This window comes from Capillimicrobium parvum (assembly GCF_021172045.1).
Taxonomy (GTDB): Bacteria; Actinomycetota; Thermoleophilia; order Solirubrobacterales; family Solirubrobacteraceae; genus Capillimicrobium; species Capillimicrobium parvum.
Genome location: NZ_CP087164.1, coordinates 2,623,304 through 2,638,706 on the forward strand (window position 1 = coordinate 2,623,304; position 15,403 = coordinate 2,638,706).

The following is a 15,403-nucleotide window of genomic DNA, read 5'->3' on the forward strand; positions in this document are numbered from 1 at the left end:
CCCGCGGCATGACCTCGGACGCGCAGGACACCTGGGACGTGATCGTCGTCGGCGGCGGTGCGGCGGGCGAGAACGCAGCGCAGTACGCCGCGATGGGTGGGCTGCGCGTCGCGCTCGTCGAGGCCGAGCTGCTCGGGGGCGAGTGCTCCTACTGGGCGTGCATGCCGAGCAAGGCGCTGCTGCGGCCGGTGGAGCTCATGGCCGCGGGACGCGCGATGGCCGGGGTCGAGCAGGCGCTCGCCGGCCGGTCGCTGCACCTCGAGGCCGTCCTCGCCCGCCGCGACCGCTTCACCCACGGCCGCGACGACGGCGGGCAGGTCGAGTGGGCGGCGGGCGCCGGCCTGGAGCTGCTCCGGGGCGAGGCGCGGCTCGACGGGGAGCGCACGGTGGTGCTCGCGCCGGCCGGTGGCGACGGAGGCGCACGGCGGCTGCGCGCACGCCACGCGATCGTCCTGGCCACCGGCACCTCGGCCGCGATCCCGCCGGTCGAGGGGCTGGCCGGTGCGCATCCGTGGACGTCGCGCGACGTGACGAACCTCACCGCGGTGCCCGAGCGCGTCCTGGTGATCGGCGGCGGCGTCGTGGCGTGCGAGGCGGCGACGTGGCTCGTCGGGCTCGGCGCCCAGGTAACGATCGTGGAGGTCGGGCCTGCGCTGCTGGCCCGCGACGAGCCGTTCGCCGGTGAGCTCGTCGCCGAGCGCTTCCGCGAAGCGGGCGTCGACGTCCGGCTCGGGGCGAGCATCGACTCGGTGCGGCGCGACGGCGCCGCCGACACGGGCGCGGGGGTGCCGCGCGGGGTCCCCGCCACGATCGTCATCGACGGCGAGGCGATCACGGTCGACGAGATCGTCGTCGCGGCCGGCCGGCGCCCGCGCACCGACGACCTGGGCCTGGAGACGGTCGGCCTCGAGGCCGGCGGCTACCTCGACACCGACGACCACCTCGCGGTGCGGGGCGTCGGCGGCGACTGGCTCTACGCGGTCGGGGACGTGACCGGCCGGGCGCTCTTGACCCACATGGGCAAGTACCACGGCCGCGTCTGCGGCGACGTGATCGCCGCACGGGCGCAGGGCCGGCCGCCCGACGGCTCCCGCCACCGCGCGATCGCCGACCACGGCCGGATCCCGCAGGTCACGTTCACCGATCCCGAGGTGGCATCGGTCGGCCTCACGGCGCAGGAGGCGCGCGAGCAGCACGCGCACGTGGAGACGGTCGACTACGACATCGCCGCCGTCGCGGGCGCGTCGCTGCTGCGCGACGACTACGCGGGGCAGGCGCGGCTCGTCATCGACGCCGACCGCGACGTGCTGCTCGGCGCGACGTTCGCCGGCCACGGGGTCGCGGAGCTGCTGCACTCGGCGACGGTCGCGGTCGTCGGCGAGGTCCCGCTCGACGTGCTCTGGCACGCCGTGCCGTCGTACCCGACGGCTAGCGAAGTCTGGCTGCGACTGCTCGAGGCGCGCCGGAACCGATGAGCGCGGCGGCTGCGGCCCCCGCCGCCCCCGCGGCGAGCAGCAGCCGGCGCCGCTTGACCAGCGCGAGCTGCAGGCTGCGCGGGTGGGCCTCCTCGTCGAACGGCCCGTGGGTCCCGCGGTCGCCGAGCGGGTGGTAGAGGTAGTCGGGCCGCGAGGGGTCGATCGGCTGGTCGGTCTGCTGCGCCTTGACGTTCGTGCGCGCCAGGTACCAGTCGCCGAGCCGGGGCGCGACCTTGTTGCCGGCGATGATGATCGCGCTGTTGGCGCCGACCCAGACCTCGCGGCGACGGTGCTCGGCGGCGAAGACGACCGCGTCGGCGGCGACCTCCGGCTGAAAGACCGGCGGCACAGGGCGCGGGTGGCGATGCAATGTCGTGCGGACCCATGTGAACTGCGGCGTGTTGAGCCCCGGCAGCTGCACCATCGTCACGCGGACCTTGCTGCGCTCGTGCATGAGCTCGCTGCGCAGCGAGTCGGTGAAGCCGCGGATGGCGAACTTGGCGCCGCAGTACGTCGCCTGCAGCGGGATCGAGCGGTAGGCCATCGCCGAGCCGACCTGCACGATGACGCCGCGGTCGCGCGGGCGCATGCGCCGCAGCGCGGACATCGTCCCGTGGACCACGCCGAGGTAGGTGACCTCCGTCACGCGCCTGGCGTCCTCCGCCGCGGTCTCGTGCACGAAGGCCAGGACGGCGGCCATCGCCGCGTTGACCCACACGTCGATCGGGCCGAGCTCGCGCTCCACGCGCTCCGCCGCCGCCTCGACCGCGCCGGCGTCGGAGACGTCGCACGGCAGCACGAGGGCGCGGCCGCCGGCCTGCTCGACCTCGCGTGCGGCCGCTTGCAGGCCCTCCTGCCCGCGGGCGACGAGCGCCACGGAGTCGCCGCGCGCGGCGAACGCCTTCGCGGTCGCGCGGCCGACCCCCGCCGACGCGCCGGTGACGACGACGACCCGGCTCACGACGCGTCCTCGGCCGCGCCGAACGCCGCGTTCAGTGCCGCGCGGCCGCCGAGCGCGCGGTGCTCGTCAGGTAGGTGGTCGCCGGCCATCGCCGTGCGCGTACCCCGCGAGCCCCGGCGCGACACCGTGCTGGTACGTGGTGGGACCGGCGGTGGCGGTGCGATGTGACGGCCGCCGGGCACCGGCGCCGGGGGCGGCGCCCGACCGGCGCCGCGGGAGCCGGCACCGGCGCGGCCGGGGGCTCGGCCGCCGGGGCCACGGGAGCCGCCGGTTGCAACAGGGCCTGGGACATCGTCAGCACGGCCGTTCCCGAGGCCCGGCGGGGCGCCAGCCACGCGGCGAACGCCGCCAGCACGGACGGGTCGGTCGCGTACGTGCCGCAGTCGGTGCAGACGTGATGGAACGTGAGCGTGAGCCAGCCGCCGGTCGCCTCGGCGGAGAGGACCAGTTGCTGGAGGTCCGCGAGGCCCACGGTCGACTTGATCGACGCCGCCGAGCGGATGGCGAACGGGTCGGCGGGCGGCAGGGTCTCCGCCGCCGGGCACGGGCCCCAGCAGCCCCCGGGCGCCGCGAGGCCGCCGGACTCCCGGGCGGCCGTGTACCCGCAGGACCGCGCGATCGCCTGTGCCGAGGCGTCGAAGTGCCCGTACGGATACGCGAACACGGCCGCCTGCGTGCCGAGCGCCAGCAGGGCCTGACGGTCGTCGCAGATCTCGTGGCGCTGGTCGTCGGGACCGAGCGTGGGCAGATCGGCGTGGTCGAGCGTGTGGCCGCCGATCTCGTGGCCCGCCGCCTTGAGCGCCGCGAGGTCGGCGGCGGTCAGGTGCCCGGTCTGACCGACGGCGCTCGACATCACGAAGAACGTCGCCGGCAGGCCGGCCGCGCCGAGCATGGAGGCCGCCGGCATCTGATCGGCGAACGCGTCGTCGAAGGTCAGGCTGACGACCGTCGCGCCGGCGGGAGCCGCCAGCAGCAGCGCGGCGGCCAGTGCCGCGGCCAGCGCCCACAGGGCTCCCAGGTATCTGCCGTGCATTCGTGCAGCGGGCTCTCGGGTCGGGGTGGGCGCGCTTCGTGCGCGCTACGGCTACGAGGAGACGTCCAGGACGACCTTACCGACCGCCCGGCGCTCCTCGATCGCGGCGAGCGCCTCGCCCGCCCGCTCGAGCGGGAAGCGCGGCCCCACGATCGGGCGCACGTGCCCGGCCTCGACGAGGGGCTCGAGCGCCGCGCCGATCTGCCGGTTGACGTCGGGCTTGTCCATGACGTAGCCGCCCCAGCCGGCGCCGATCACCTCGAGGTTGCCGAGCAGCAGGCGGTTGACGCGCACCTCGGGGATCGACCCGCCGGCGAAGCCGACGACCACCGCGCGGCCCTCCTCCCGCAGCGAGCGCAGGCTGTCGGTGAACCGGTCGCCGCCGACGGGGTCGATGACCATGTCGGCGCCGCCCAGCTCCTTGACCTGGTCCTTCCACGGCCCGTCGGACCGCACGACGTCGTCCGCGCCCGCCTCGCGCGCGACGCGCTCCTTCTCGTCGCTGGAGACGACGCCGATCGTGCGCGCGCCCAGGCCCTTGGCGATCTGCAGCGATGCGGTGCCGATGCCGCCGGCCGCACCGTGGACCAGGACGGTCTCGCCCGCCTGCAGCCGCCCGCGGGTCACGAGCGAGAAGTACGCCGTGTGGTAGTTGAGGATCAGCCCGGCGCCCTGCGCGAGATCGAGCGCGCCGGGGAGGCGGAAGGTCAGGAATTCCGGCGCGACCGCCACCTCGGCGAAGCCCCCGAGGAAGCAGAACGCGGCCACGCGATCACCCGGCTGGACCGCCGCGCCCTCCGGCGCGCTGCGCACGATGCCGCCCACCTCGGCGCCGGGGACGAACGGCAGGTCGGGCTTGATCTGGTACTCCCCGCGGCTCTGCAGCACCTCGGGGAACGAGACCCCGGCGGCATGTACGTCGATGACGACGCCGGCACCCGGCGTGAGCGGGTGGGACGGCTCGGGCTCGGGCACGTCGACGAGCTTCAGCGCGTCGGCGGGCCCGGACAGTTCGGTGATCTGGATCGCGCGCACGGCGAGCACCCTACGTCACGGTGCGTGTGCCGGTCGTGCGTTCGACCAGGGGTCCGGCGCACGACCGACGACGGCGTCCCGTCCGCTGTGCATGCGGCGGTGCCGCCTGCGGCACGAGCATGCTCCAGGAGCCGAAGCCGAAGGCGCGTGCGGACAGCGCCTGCACCCAGAGCGCGAGCGGGGGCTTGTCGACCGTCATCACGCCGGACGCGTCGAACGATCCATAGAGGAGCGCGTGCCAGCTCGAGCTCATCGACTGTACGGCGGCGGCGGCGGAGTGCTGGCCCGCCATGCCGGCTGGGGCCTGGAGGACGCCAGGGGTCGGCGCGCGCGCCGGGAGTGCCCTGCCAGCACGCTGAGAGGCCGCTGAGGGCGGTGTCCGGGGGCCGATCCGGCTCAAGATTCGGCCCAGATGCGCCGATTCCCGGTGTGACTCACGGCGGACCGGACAGAGAGAAGTTTCTCAAGTAAGGGGCCCGGAGTGTCGATCATGCGAGTGTGGACAGGACTCTGCGCAGGGGTTTGAGCTACGCCGTACCCGCGTGCGTGACGCTCTGCGTCGCCGTTGCCGCCCTCGGCCTCGCCATCACCGGGACGTTCGGCTGGGGCCCGTTCGCCACGAACGTCGGCAGCGGCGTGAGCGGCCAGGTCCGCCTGCCGAAGGGCGAGCCGCTCGCGCTGCCCGAGCTGATCGCGTCGTCTCGCCAGCCGTCCGGGACGCCCGCCCGCCCGTCGACCGCGCCGTCGGGCACCACCGGCTCGGCCGCGTCCGGCTCCGCCGCGGGCGGGACCTCGGCGCCGGCGGGCGTGCCCGTCGTCGTCGAGAGCGACGGCATCGACGTGGGCGACGTGGTCGCCTCGCCGCCGCGGCGCCCCTCCGCGCAGGACACACCGTCCTCGCCGACCCCCGACTCGACCACGAACGCCTCGGCGCCTGCGACGCCCGCGACACCCGAGGCGCCCGCGGCGGACCAGCAGCCGGCAGCGCCGGTCGCGGTCTCCGCCCGCCGCCGCCTGGAGCTGCGCGTCGTCAACCCGGCGCGGGTGAACCCGAGCTCCCCCGCAGATCTCCCGCGGCTGCGCATGGCCATGAATCTGGTCAACCCGGACACGGGCGCTCAGCGTCAGGTGAGCCTCAGCTTCACGCCCGATCTGGCCGCGATGGCCGACTCGGCGCCGACACCGACCGCGGCGGGCGACACCCCGGCGATGCGGGCGCGGATCGACATCGTCGACAGCAGCGTCACGTCGATCGACCAGTTGCAGATGCGCCTGCGCATGGACGTCGTCGCGGCCACGGCCCCGACCGCCCAGACCGTGGACGCGGGCCAGGGCGACGGCACGAGCAACGTCATCGAGGTGACCGTCCCGCTCGCCCCCGGCGGTCAGGCGCCGGACGATCCGACCCCGCCGTCCGATCCGGGGACGCCGTCCGATCCGGGGACGCCGAGCGAGCCGGGGACGCCGAGCGAGCCGGCGCCGCGCGAGCCGGCCGATACCGCGACGCCGAGCGAGCCGGCCAAGCCGTCCGAGCCCGCCAAGCCCTCTGAGCCGGCCAAGCCGTCTGAGCCGGCGGCGCCGAGCGAGCCGGCCAAGTCGTCTGAGCCGGCGGCGCCGAGCGAGTCGGCCAAGCCGTCTCAGCCGGCCACGCCGTCTAAGCCGGCCGCGCCGTCTGAGCCTGCCGCGCCGACCGAGCCGGCCGCGCCGTCTGAGCCTGCCGCGCCGACCGAGCCGGCCGCGCCGTCTGAGCCTGCCGCGCCGACCGAGCCGGCCGCGCCGTCTGAGCCTGCCGCGCCGACCGAGCCGGCCGCGCCGTCTGAGCCGGCCGCGCCGACCGAGCCGGCCAAGTCGTCTGAGCCCGCCGCGCCGACCGAGCCGGCCAAGCCGGGCGAGCCCGCCACGCCGACCGAGCCGGCCAAGCCGACCGAGCCCGCCAAGCCGTCGGAGCCCGCCACGCCGACTGAGCCGAGCGGACCGGCCACGCCGGCCAAGCCGTCCGAGCCGGACGCGCCGACCGCCCCGGCCGAGCCGGCCCCCGCCGCCCCGGCGCCCGTGGCCGAGCTGCTGCTCGCCGTCGTCGACCCCGATGCCGAGGTTCCCGAGCCGCCCGCGTCCACCTCGAGCTCGGTCACCGTCACCGCGCCGCCGACGCCGTCCGACGGGCCTGCGAGCGGCCCCGCGGCGGTCCAGGTCGCCATCACGCTGGTCACCCCCGCCGCGCCGCCGCCGGCCTCACCGTCGCCGTCCTCCACGGACGTCTCGCCCGCCTCGTCCGGCGCCGCCGGCACCGCGCCCGATGACGCGGCCGACGTCCCCGCCGGCTGACCCCGCTCCCGCTCAGCAGCGCCCGGTGCCCCAGGCGGTGCACCCGAGCCGGATCTCGTCGAACGTCTTGAGGACCGCCGTGCCACCCGCGTTGCGCAGCAGCGAGTCGCCGCGCGGCCAGTGCTTCTCCAGCCGCGTGTCGGTCCCCGGGGAGCCGCCGACGCGCACGAGCATGGTCTCGCCCGGCCCGACGACCGAGTTGCCGGGGAACGGATACGCCGCTCGCGTCCCGACGCTCAGCGCGTAGCCCTCGAGATCGACCGGCGTGTCGCGCGTGTTGCGCAGCGAGATCGTCTCGCGCCCGTACGGCTGGGGCTCGATGTCGAATGCTCCCTGGTCGGGGTCGGTGCACGCCTCCCGGCACGGGTACATCTGCCATGCCCGCAGGTCGCCGTCGTGATCGAAGAGGTAGGCGCCGTCGGAGATCGCGCGCTCGTCGAACGTCGCGTTGTCGAAGATGTTGCCGGCGAGGTTCCAGCTGAGGTCCGGGGCGGGCGCGGCGCCGACGCGCAGGCGCACCGAGCCGCCCGGCGGCACGATCGTGCCCGGCGGGAACACGAAGCGCCGCAGGGCGGAGTCGCGCACGTACCAGCCGTCGAGCCACACCGGCGCCGTGTCGACGTTCTTGATGCGCACCCACTCGTCGCCCGTCGGGGAGCCGTCGGTCTGATCCCAGTGGACCCAGAGCCTGACCGCGGCTGCGGGACCGCCCGCGCAGTACTCGGTGTTCCACAGCCCGACGCCGGCGTTCGCAGCCTGCTGGGCCAGCTGGCCGTAGGTGCGGTTCCACGCCCACTCGGTGTTGTTGGCGAGGAACAGCGCGTGGCCCTCGGCGAGCAGGATCCGCCCGGCGTCCTCCCACCGGCCGTCGATCATCACGCCCACCGAGCGGCGGATCCGCGCGCCCGAGTGGCTGTTCGGGTCCTGCGCGGCGAGCCGCACGATCCCGAGGCTGCCGTCGATGAGCTGGTCGAGCCGCTGCGTCGCCTCGAGCGCGTGGCACTCGCCGCGCCGCTTGATCCGGTTGTGGCTGTACACCGTCTGCTCCATCGCGTTGACGCCCGTGAGGCGCACGCGGATGGGGCTCGTCGTGTCGTCGTCGAGGAGGTCGACGTCGATCGTGTCGCCGTCGGTGATGTACACCACCCGCCCGAGCTCGAAGTGGCAGACGGGACCGTCGGGCTGCTCGGGGATGCACGGCCCGTCGGGCTCGGCGGCGCCGGCCGGGGCGGCGGCGGCGAGGGCCGCGGCGGCGGCCAGCAGGGCGATCAGGAAGCGGGACATCGGGTTCAGGGATCGGCAGCACGGGCCGGCGACTGAAGTCGCGGCGTGGGTAAGGTGCGCTCGCCTGTGATCAAGGTCAGCGTCATCGTTCCGGTCTACAACCCCGGCAAGAACATCAGAGATCTCGTACGGACGGTCCTCGGGCAGACGCTGCCCGCGGACGAGTACGAGGTGATCTTCGTCGACGACGGCTCGACCGACGACACGCCCGCCCTCCTCGACGAGCTCGCGGCCGAGCATGCCAACGTCCGCGTCGAGCACACGCCGAACTCCGGCTGGCCGGGGCGCCCGCGCAACATCGGCACCGACCTGGCCCAGGGCGAGTACGTCCTGTACGCCGACAACGACGACTGGATCGGCAAGGAGGCGCTCCAGCGGCTCTACGACAAGGCGAAGGCCGACGACGCCGACGTCGTGGTCGGCAAGGTCGTGGGGCACGGCAAGGACGTCGCCCGGCCCATCTTCGCCGCCAACCAGGCCGGCGTCGGGCTCGACTGGGAACCGCTGGTCACGCTGCTGTCGCCGCACAAGCTGTTCCGGCGCGCCTTCCTCGACGAGCAGGGGATCCGCTTCCCCGAGGGGCGGCGCCGGCTCGAGGACCACGTCTTCATGGTCAACGCCTACGCCCGCACTCGCAAGGTCTCGGTTCTCGCGGACTATCCCTGCTACCACTGGGTGCGCCGCCGCCGCAGCGCGTCGTTCCGCCGCCTCGACCCGACGGGCTACTACCGCGACCTCGAGGAGGTCCTCGACATCCTCGACCGGCACGTCGAGCCCGGCGAGCTGCGCGACCGCCTCTACAGCAACTGGTACCGGGGCAAGCTGCTGCGGCGCGTCGGCGGGCCCGCGTTCGTCCGCCGCACCGAAGGCGACGAGGCCTACTCGCGCGAGCTGTTCGAGGAGATCCGCCGTGTCGCCGAACGGCGCTTCGGCGACCGGATGGAGCCGTACCTGCCGTTCAGCCTGCGCGTGCGCTCCTACCTGCTGCGCACGGGGAGCTTCGAGGGCCTGCTCGCGCTGGCGGCGTTCGAGTCCCAGCTCGAGGCGCGCGCGATCGGCTACCCGCGCGCCCACGGCAAGGGCCTGGCCGTGCGCGTCGACCTCGCACTGCGCGGAGCCGAGCAGCCGCTGCGCTTCGAGCGCTTCGGCGACGAGGAGCGCCCGCGGGTGCGATGGGTCCCGCCGCCCGGGCCGCTGCGCGACGCGCTGCCCGACGAGGTGCTCGACGCGACCGACGACTTCGCCGCCAGCCGGCCGGGGCTGTTCCTGCGCTCGCCGAAGACGCTCAGCGAGTACCCGGTCGCCACGAAGGGCGAGGCGCGGCTCATCACCGACGGCACGGTCGCCCAGGCGGGCGACGCGCGGCTGAACCCGAGCCGCGCGTCCGGGGGGTCGCCGCTGCGCGGCGGCACGTGGGAGCTGCACGCCATCGCCGACGTGGCCGGCTTCTCGGCCCCGGCGCAGGTGTCGCGGCGGATGGCCTCGGAGCCCATGCTCCTGCGGATGGGCGCCGACGGGCAGCTCGTCGAGCGCAAGCCGCCCAAGCCGCCCGCGCCGCCGCCCGCCCCGCCGCGGCTGCGCCAGCGCGTCGTGGGCCGCGTCCCGGGCGGCCCCGCCGTCTGGCGGGCGGTCCGCGGAGGCCAGAGCCGTGCCTGACGCCAGCACGCCGCCCGCGGCGCCGGTCCGGGGTCCGATCTTCATCGTCGGCGCGATGGGCTCCGGCACGACCCTGCTGCGCCTCATCCTCGACAGCCACCCGCGCATCGCCATCCCCCAGGAGACCGGCTTCATGCGCGCCTACAAGGCACAGCGCACGATCCCGTTCAAGTGGCGCGGCGGTGGCTGGGGGCGCCGGCTGGGGTGGACGCGCGAGGAGTTCGACGAGCTCATGGGGGAGGTCTACGGCCGCCTGTTCATGCGCTACGCCGAGCAGCACGGCAAGGTGCGCTGGGGCGAGAAGACCCCGTACCACACGTGGCACATCGACGACATGGCCCGCGTGTTCCCCGACGCCGTGTTCCTCGGCATCGTGCGCCATCCGGGCGCGTCGGTGGCGTCGAACGTGTCGCGCTCCTGGCGCGACCCGGGCTGGGGGCGGCCGGCGCGCACGATCGAGCACTACCTGCGCAACAACCGCGAGATCGCCCGCCAGGCGACCCGGTATCCCGAGCGCTTCGTCGTCCTGCGCTACGAGGACCTGCTGCTGCAGACGGAGCCGCTGATGCGGGAGCTGCTGCAGTGGCTGGGCGAGCCGTGGTCCGACGACGTCCTGCAGCATCACGCCGTGCAGGCCCAGCGCGGCGGCGTGACCGAGGTCGAGGGCCAGACCCGGGTCGACGACCCGATCGACGTGTCGCGGATCGCGAAGTGGACGCAGACGCTCGACGCACCGGTGCGGCGCAGGATGGAGAGCCGGCTCGCCCGGATCGGCGAGCTGTGGGGCTACGACGTCACCGACCCGATGGCGCTCGCGCCGCTGCGCGACGGCTCGCTGCTGGCGGGCGGGGCCGACGTCGCCCGGCGCGTCCAGGGCTTTGCGGACCTCGAGATCGACCAGCAGAGCTACGTGCCGCTGACCGACCGCCGCTATCACCCCAACGAGGTCAAGCTCGTCGAGCGCGAGGCGCTGCCCGAGCGCGGGACGGTGCCGGCCGAGCCGGCTCCCGCGCCCGCGCCCGCCCCGGAGCCGAAGCCGGCTGCGAAGAAGCCCGCCCCGCCCAAGCGCAGGGCGCGCATGCCCGGGCCCGCGGAGCGTGCGCTCGCGCCGCTGGCGCGGCGGCTGCCGAAGCCCGCCCGCCGGCAGCTGATCCGGGTGCGGGCGCGCGTCCTGGGCGCGAGCGGGCGGGCCCGGCGGCCGCGGTCCTGACCGCCCGCTCAGAGCCGGAGCTTGCGCAGGTCCAGGCGCACGCGCCGCCGCAGCCGCCGCAGGCCGATGGGGCGCACCAGCCCGGGGTCCTCGCGCGCGCGGCGCAGGTAGTCCCAGAACCCGGCGTCGAGCACGCGCTGCGGGTCCACCGCGCCGCGGCGGGCGAGCACGTCGGCGGGCACCGGCTGCGGATCGGGCGTGTCGATCGCCTTGGCGAGCTTCCGGTAGCGGTCGGCGAGCACGGTGCTGTGCGGGTTCGCGCCGAGGACGAGCAGCAGCCCGGTCGGCTCGGTGTCGACCCGCAGGCAGATAAGGTCGGGACGGTGGTCGGCCAGGATCGCCATCACCTTGTAGACGTCGCCCGTCCACAGCCAGGTCTGGCGGTCGCGGGCGGCCATCTCGACGTCCGCCGGGAAGATGTCGTCGAAGACGATGACGCTCGTCCAGTCGGCGTGGCGCTCGACGTTGACGAAGTCGCGCAGCGCGAACTCGGCGAGATGCAGGCCGTCGATGAACGAGAGCCCGATCCGCCGGTCGTCGAGCGCCTCGAGCGGGTCCTCACGCTCGAAGTAGTCGTCGCTCGTCTCGCGGAAGAGCGTCACACCCTCGGGCAGCGGGTGGTTGAGCCGGTAGGACGGGTCGATCCCGACGCTGACGGACTTGGTCAGCGCGAGGCTGCCGCCGTGCCGGATGCCGATCTCCAGGTACGTGGGCGGGGCCAGGCGCTCGTGGATCTGGGCGAGGAAGTCGAGATAGTGCACGGGCGAAGTGGGCCAAGCTAGTACACCCGCCCATGCGGAGCTCGAGCAGCTGCGCGTCGACGGCTCGGCCTTCGCGATCGAGGGCGCGCTGGCCGGCGTCGGCGATCCCGCCGAGGGCGCCAGGATCGTGGCGCGCCGCCGGGGCGGCGGGGCCGCGGAGGTCGTCGCGGAGGCGACGCTCGGCGGCGACCGCTTCGCGGCGCGGGTCGAGGCGGCGGCGCTGGCGGGCGGTGACGGGGTCTGGGACCTGTGGCTGGAGCTCGCGCCAGGAGCACGCCGGCTGCGCGTCGGACGCCACCTCGACGGCCTGCGCGGCAAGAAGGACGTCGTCGTCTACCCGGCCGTGCCGCTCGGCGCCGGCGAGGCGCGGCCGTACTACACGGTCGAGGACAACCTCTCCGTCCGGGTCGGCGCGCCCGCGGCCGCGCCGCCGCCCGGCCTGGCCATCGGCCGCGTCTCCACGCGCCGACGGCTGCTCGGCGGGCTCGCGGTCGCCGTGCACCGCGCCGCGATCCGGCTGCTGCCGCCGCTGCTCGGCCGCCGGCGCGACCCTCATCCCGGCCGCATCCGGCTCATGCTGCTGCACGCCTGGGGAATGGGCGGGACGATCCGCACGACGCTGAACCTCGCCGAGCACCTCGCCGCCGGAGGCGGCGACGTCGAGGTCATGAGCGTCGTGCGCCGCCGCGACGAGCCGTTCCTCGGCTTCCCCGGCGGCGTCGCCGCGCGCGCGCTCGACGACCGCCGCACCCCGGGGCGCGGGCTCGCCCGCCTCCTCGGCCGCCTGCCGAGCGTGCTCGTGCACCCCGACGACTACGCCTATCCGTTCTGCAGCCTGCGCACCGACGTGGCCCTGGCCCGGACGCTGCGCGGCCTCGACGGCGGCGTCCTCGTCGCCACGAGGCCCGCGTTCGCCGCGCTCGCGGCCCGGCTGGCGCCGCCCGGCGTCGTGACGATCGGCTGGGAGCACATGAACTTCCACGCCCACCGGCCCGGCCTGGCCGCGGAGGTCCGCCGCACGCTGGGCGACCTCGACGCGCTCGTCGTGCTCACCGAGGAGGACGAGCGCGACTACTCCGGGCTCGTCGCGGGCGGCGCCACGAAGGTCGTCCGGATCCCCAACGCGGTCCCGCAGCTCGGCGGCGGGATCTCCGACGTCCACGCCCCCGTGGTCGCCGCCGCGGGGCGGCTGCTGAGCCAGAAGGGCTTCGACCTGCTCATACAGGCGTGGGCCAGGGTCGCCGCACGACGGCCGGACTGGCAGCTGCGCATCTACGGGTCCGGCGCGGAGGGGCCGGCGCTGCGCAACCTGGTCGTGGAGCGCGGCCTGTCCGGACAGGTGCTGTTCATGGGCGCGACCCGGCAGCTGGGCGAGGCGCTGGCCCAGGCGTCGGTCTTCGCGCTCAGCTCGCGCTTCGAGGGCTTCGGCATGGTCATCGTCGAGGCGATGAGCAAGGGCCTGCCCGTGGTGAGCTTCGACTGTCCGCGCGGCCCGAGCGAGATCATCGAGCCGGGGGTCGACGGCCTGCTCGTGCCGGCCGAGGACGTCGACGCGCTGGCCGCGGCGCTGCTCGAGCTCATCGACGACGAGGGCGCCCGGCGGCGCATGGGCGCGGCCGCGGTCCGCAAGGCCGCGCGGTACGACCTCGCGACCGTCGGCGCCCGCTGGGACGACCTCCTGAATGCCCTGCGTCCGAGCGGGTCCGGGGGAGCCGACCGCTAGGCTGCCGCCGGGTCTCGCTGCGTGTCGGACCGGCATGCGCAGGGCGAGCTTCTCCATGCGCGAATCCCTTGCACATCAGCGCCCGGCGGCGGACTCCGGCGCCGCGGACCGCGTAGCCGTCGGCGGCCTCGCCGCCGAGGGCACGACGTCGGTGCTCGTCGCCACCGCGGCGGGTGACGACGGCGGTCCCGCCGCGCTGCTGGCCTGGGAGCAGACGACGCTGCTGGCTCGGCTCGTCGAGCAGATGGCCAGCCTCGGCGTGCGCGACGTGCGCGTGCTCACGCGCACCGCGTGGAGCCCGGCGGTGACCGCGGCGCTCCCGGCCGGCGGGCCCCGAACCCTCGTCCTGCCCAGCGCCGACGCCGCCGAGGACCTGCGCCACATCGCCGAGATCGCCCGCGAGCGCGCCGACGCCCCGCTCGTCCTGCTCTACGGCGACATCGTCACCCACCGCGAGGCGCTGGCCGGCGTGCTCGCCGACCCGCGGCTGGCGACCGCCATCCTCAGCACGGGCGCGCGCACCGGGCGGCCGTTCGCGACGCGCACGCGCTCGCGCCGCGGCCGCGTGACGAGCGCCGGCTCGGCCTACCACCACGTCCAGCGCCCGACGATGAGCTTCCTCGGCGTCCTCAAGGTCGGACCCGACGACCGGGGCCGCGCCGCCGGCCAGGCCGACGAGCTCGCCGCGATCCTCGCCGACCCGCCCGGCGTGTTCGCCGAGGAGATGCTCATCAAGGAGCGCCGCTGGCGCCACTCGCTGGCGCGCAGCGTGCTCGGCCACGCCGAGGAGCTGGACGCCGTGCCGGCCGGCGAGGTCCCCGCGGACGGCGAGGCTCCCGCCTGGCGGCCGGCGCCCGGCGAGCCGATCGGGCCCGAGGTCCTCGACGCCGTCGAGCTGCCCGCCGACGTGCGCGAGGAGCTGGCCCTGCGCGTGCAGGCCGCGCCGGAGGACTCCGTCTCGCTCGTGCTCGTCGGGCTCGTGCGCGGCGGGACCCACGTCGGCCACAGCTACCTGCGCTCGCTGTTCTGGGCGCGGCCGCTGTCGGCGCCGTCGATCGCCGAGGCCGAGGAGCGCATCGTCGGCTACGACGAGGACAAGGTCCTGCTCGACTCGGCGGTGAAGGCCAGCGACGGCTTCTTCACGACGTTCTTCGTCAGCCCGTACTCCCGCTACATCGCGCGCTGGACCGCGCGCCGCGGCCTGACGCCCAACCAGGTCACCGCCTTCTCGCTCGCGCTGGGCTTCCTCGCCGCCGCCGGCTTCGCCACGGGCGAGCGCTGGGGGCTGATCGCCGGCGCGATCCTGCTGCAGCTCGCGTTCACGTTCGACTGCGTCGACGGCCAGCTGGCCCGCTACAGCCGCCAGTTCTCCAAGCTGGGCGCGTGGCTGGACTCGATCTTCGACCGCACGAAGGAGTACGTCGTCTTCGCCGGGCTGGCGATCGGCGGGACGCGGATGGGGGAGTCCGTGTGGCTGCTGGCCGGGATCGCGCTGACCCTGCAGATCGCGCGCCACATGGGCGACTTCTCCTTCGGCACCAGCCAGCAGCTGCAGATCGGGGCGACCGAGCACGCGCCGCTGCACCGTGCCTGGGATGGGCCCAACCCGCCGGCGGTGCGCTGGCCGCCCGAGTCGGTCGTGGCGGCCGCGGCACCCGTCGCCGAGGTCGTCGAGGCGCCCGCGCCGCCGCTGCGCGTCCGGATGTCGAAGGGGCTGCTGTCGGTGTGGCACCGGGTCGACCGTCTCGGCGCGGCCCGCTGGCTGAAGAAGATCGTCGCGTTCCCCATCGGCGAGCGCTTCGCCGCGATCTCGCTCACGGCGGCGATCTGGAGCGCGCACACGACGTTCGTGGTGCTCATCGTCTGGGGCGGCTTCGCAGCCGTCTACACCCTGACCGGCCGCTTCCTGCGGTCGATCTCCCGGTGACGTGCGGGCCCGC

General features: G+C 75.2%; 12 protein-coding genes. 6 read left to right on the top strand and 6 right to left on the bottom strand.

What is annotated here, in order from left to right:
- Nucleotides 1–8 precede the first annotated feature (8 nt).
- The gene (locus DSM104329_RS12885; RefSeq protein WP_259315846.1) at nucleotides 9–1,475 is read left to right on the top strand and encodes a dihydrolipoyl dehydrogenase family protein; all 1,467 of its coding nucleotides are present in this window, start codon (nucleotides 9–11) and stop codon (nucleotides 1,473–1,475) included.
- On the opposite strand, the gene DSM104329_RS12890 is transcribed toward DSM104329_RS12885, so the two are convergent.
- The 4 genes from DSM104329_RS12890 to DSM104329_RS12905 are packed head-to-tail and all read right to left on the bottom strand — an operon-like array spanning nucleotide 1,429 to nucleotide 4,796.
- A complete protein-coding gene (locus DSM104329_RS12890; protein ID WP_259315847.1) occupies nucleotides 1,429–2,436 on the bottom strand; it encodes an SDR family oxidoreductase in 1,008 nt (335 codons plus the stop codon). The two genes, DSM104329_RS12885 and DSM104329_RS12890, sit on opposite strands and share 47 nt — an antisense overlap.
- A 31-nt stretch (nucleotides 2,437–2,467) precedes the next feature.
- On the bottom strand, nucleotides 2,468–3,469 hold the full coding sequence (locus DSM104329_RS12895; protein ID WP_259315848.1) for a polysaccharide deacetylase family protein: 1,002 nt from the start codon (nucleotides 3,467–3,469) through the stop codon (nucleotides 2,468–2,470).
- 51 nt (nucleotides 3,470–3,520) lie between these two features.
- Nucleotides 3,521–4,504: an NADPH:quinone oxidoreductase family protein gene (locus DSM104329_RS12900; RefSeq protein WP_259315849.1), complete on the bottom strand. Its 984-nt coding sequence runs from the start codon at nucleotides 4,502–4,504 to the stop codon at nucleotides 3,521–3,523.
- 10 nt (nucleotides 4,505–4,514) lie between these two features.
- On the bottom strand, nucleotides 4,515–4,796 hold the full coding sequence (locus DSM104329_RS12905; RefSeq protein ID WP_259315850.1) for a hypothetical protein: 282 nt from the start codon (nucleotides 4,794–4,796) through the stop codon (nucleotides 4,515–4,517).
- A 254-nt stretch (nucleotides 4,797–5,050) separates the two neighbouring features.
- On the opposite strand from DSM104329_RS12905, the gene DSM104329_RS12910 reads away from it, so the two are divergent.
- On the top strand, nucleotides 5,051–6,829 hold the full coding sequence (locus DSM104329_RS12910; protein WP_259315851.1) for a hypothetical protein: 1,779 nt from the start codon (nucleotides 5,051–5,053) through the stop codon (nucleotides 6,827–6,829).
- Nucleotides 6,830–6,841: 12 nt separating this feature from the next.
- Here the strand turns inward: DSM104329_RS12910 and DSM104329_RS12915 are convergent, their stop codons facing one another.
- Entirely contained in the window at nucleotides 6,842–8,113 is a 1,272-nt protein-coding gene (locus DSM104329_RS12915) for a lamin tail domain-containing protein (protein ID WP_259315852.1), read from the bottom strand.
- Between the two features lie 66 nt (nucleotides 8,114–8,179).
- Here DSM104329_RS12915 and DSM104329_RS12920 point away from each other — a divergent pair, with 66 nt between their 5' ends.
- Nucleotides 8,180–9,769, top strand: a complete 1,590-nt coding sequence (locus DSM104329_RS12920; protein WP_259315853.1) for a glycosyltransferase family 2 protein — start codon at nucleotides 8,180–8,182, stop codon at nucleotides 9,767–9,769.
- On the top strand, nucleotides 9,762–10,979 hold the full coding sequence (locus DSM104329_RS12925; RefSeq protein ID WP_259315854.1) for a sulfotransferase family protein: 1,218 nt from the start codon (nucleotides 9,762–9,764) through the stop codon (nucleotides 10,977–10,979). The genes DSM104329_RS12920 and DSM104329_RS12925 overlap by 8 nt, the downstream gene beginning before the upstream one ends.
- An 8-nt stretch (nucleotides 10,980–10,987) precedes the next feature.
- Here DSM104329_RS12925 and DSM104329_RS12930 read toward each other — a convergent pair whose 3' ends face one another.
- A complete protein-coding gene (locus DSM104329_RS12930; RefSeq protein WP_259315855.1) occupies nucleotides 10,988–11,740 on the bottom strand; it encodes a class I SAM-dependent methyltransferase in 753 nt (250 codons plus the stop codon).
- A gap of 7 nt (nucleotides 11,741–11,747) precedes the next feature.
- Here DSM104329_RS12930 and DSM104329_RS12935 point away from each other — a divergent pair, with 7 nt between their 5' ends.
- Together DSM104329_RS12935 and DSM104329_RS28945 are read left to right on the top strand one after the other, a co-directional pair.
- Entirely contained in the window at nucleotides 11,748–13,463 is a 1,716-nt protein-coding gene (locus DSM104329_RS12935) for a glycosyltransferase family 4 protein (protein ID WP_259315856.1), read from the top strand.
- A gap of 55 nt (nucleotides 13,464–13,518) precedes the next feature.
- Nucleotides 13,519–15,390 (top strand): CDP-alcohol phosphatidyltransferase family protein, encoded by a 1,872-nt coding sequence (locus DSM104329_RS28945; RefSeq protein WP_326924496.1) that lies wholly within the window; start codon nucleotides 13,519–13,521, stop codon nucleotides 15,388–15,390.
- Nucleotides 15,391–15,403: the final 13 nt, after the last annotated feature.

What these genes read in the sequence shown, in the direction of transcription:
- DSM104329_RS12915 (WP_259315852.1), bottom strand. Translation starts at nt 8,113, where the DNA reads ATGTCCCGCTTCCTGATCGCCCTGCTGGCCGCCGCCGCGGCCCTCGCC.
- DSM104329_RS12895 (WP_259315848.1), bottom strand. Translation starts at nt 3,469, where the DNA reads ATGCACGGCAGATACCTGGGAGCCCTGTGGGCGCTGGCCGCGGCACTG.
- DSM104329_RS12885 (WP_259315846.1), top strand. Translation starts at nt 9, where the DNA reads ATGACCTCGGACGCGCAGGACACCTGGGACGTGATCGTCGTCGGCGGC.
- DSM104329_RS28945 (WP_326924496.1), top strand. Translation starts at nt 13,519, where the DNA reads ATGCGCGAATCCCTTGCACATCAGCGCCCGGCGGCGGACTCCGGCGCC.
- DSM104329_RS12905 (WP_259315850.1), bottom strand. Translation starts at nt 4,796, where the DNA reads ATGGCGGGCCAGCACTCCGCCGCCGCCGCCGTACAGTCGATGAGCTCG.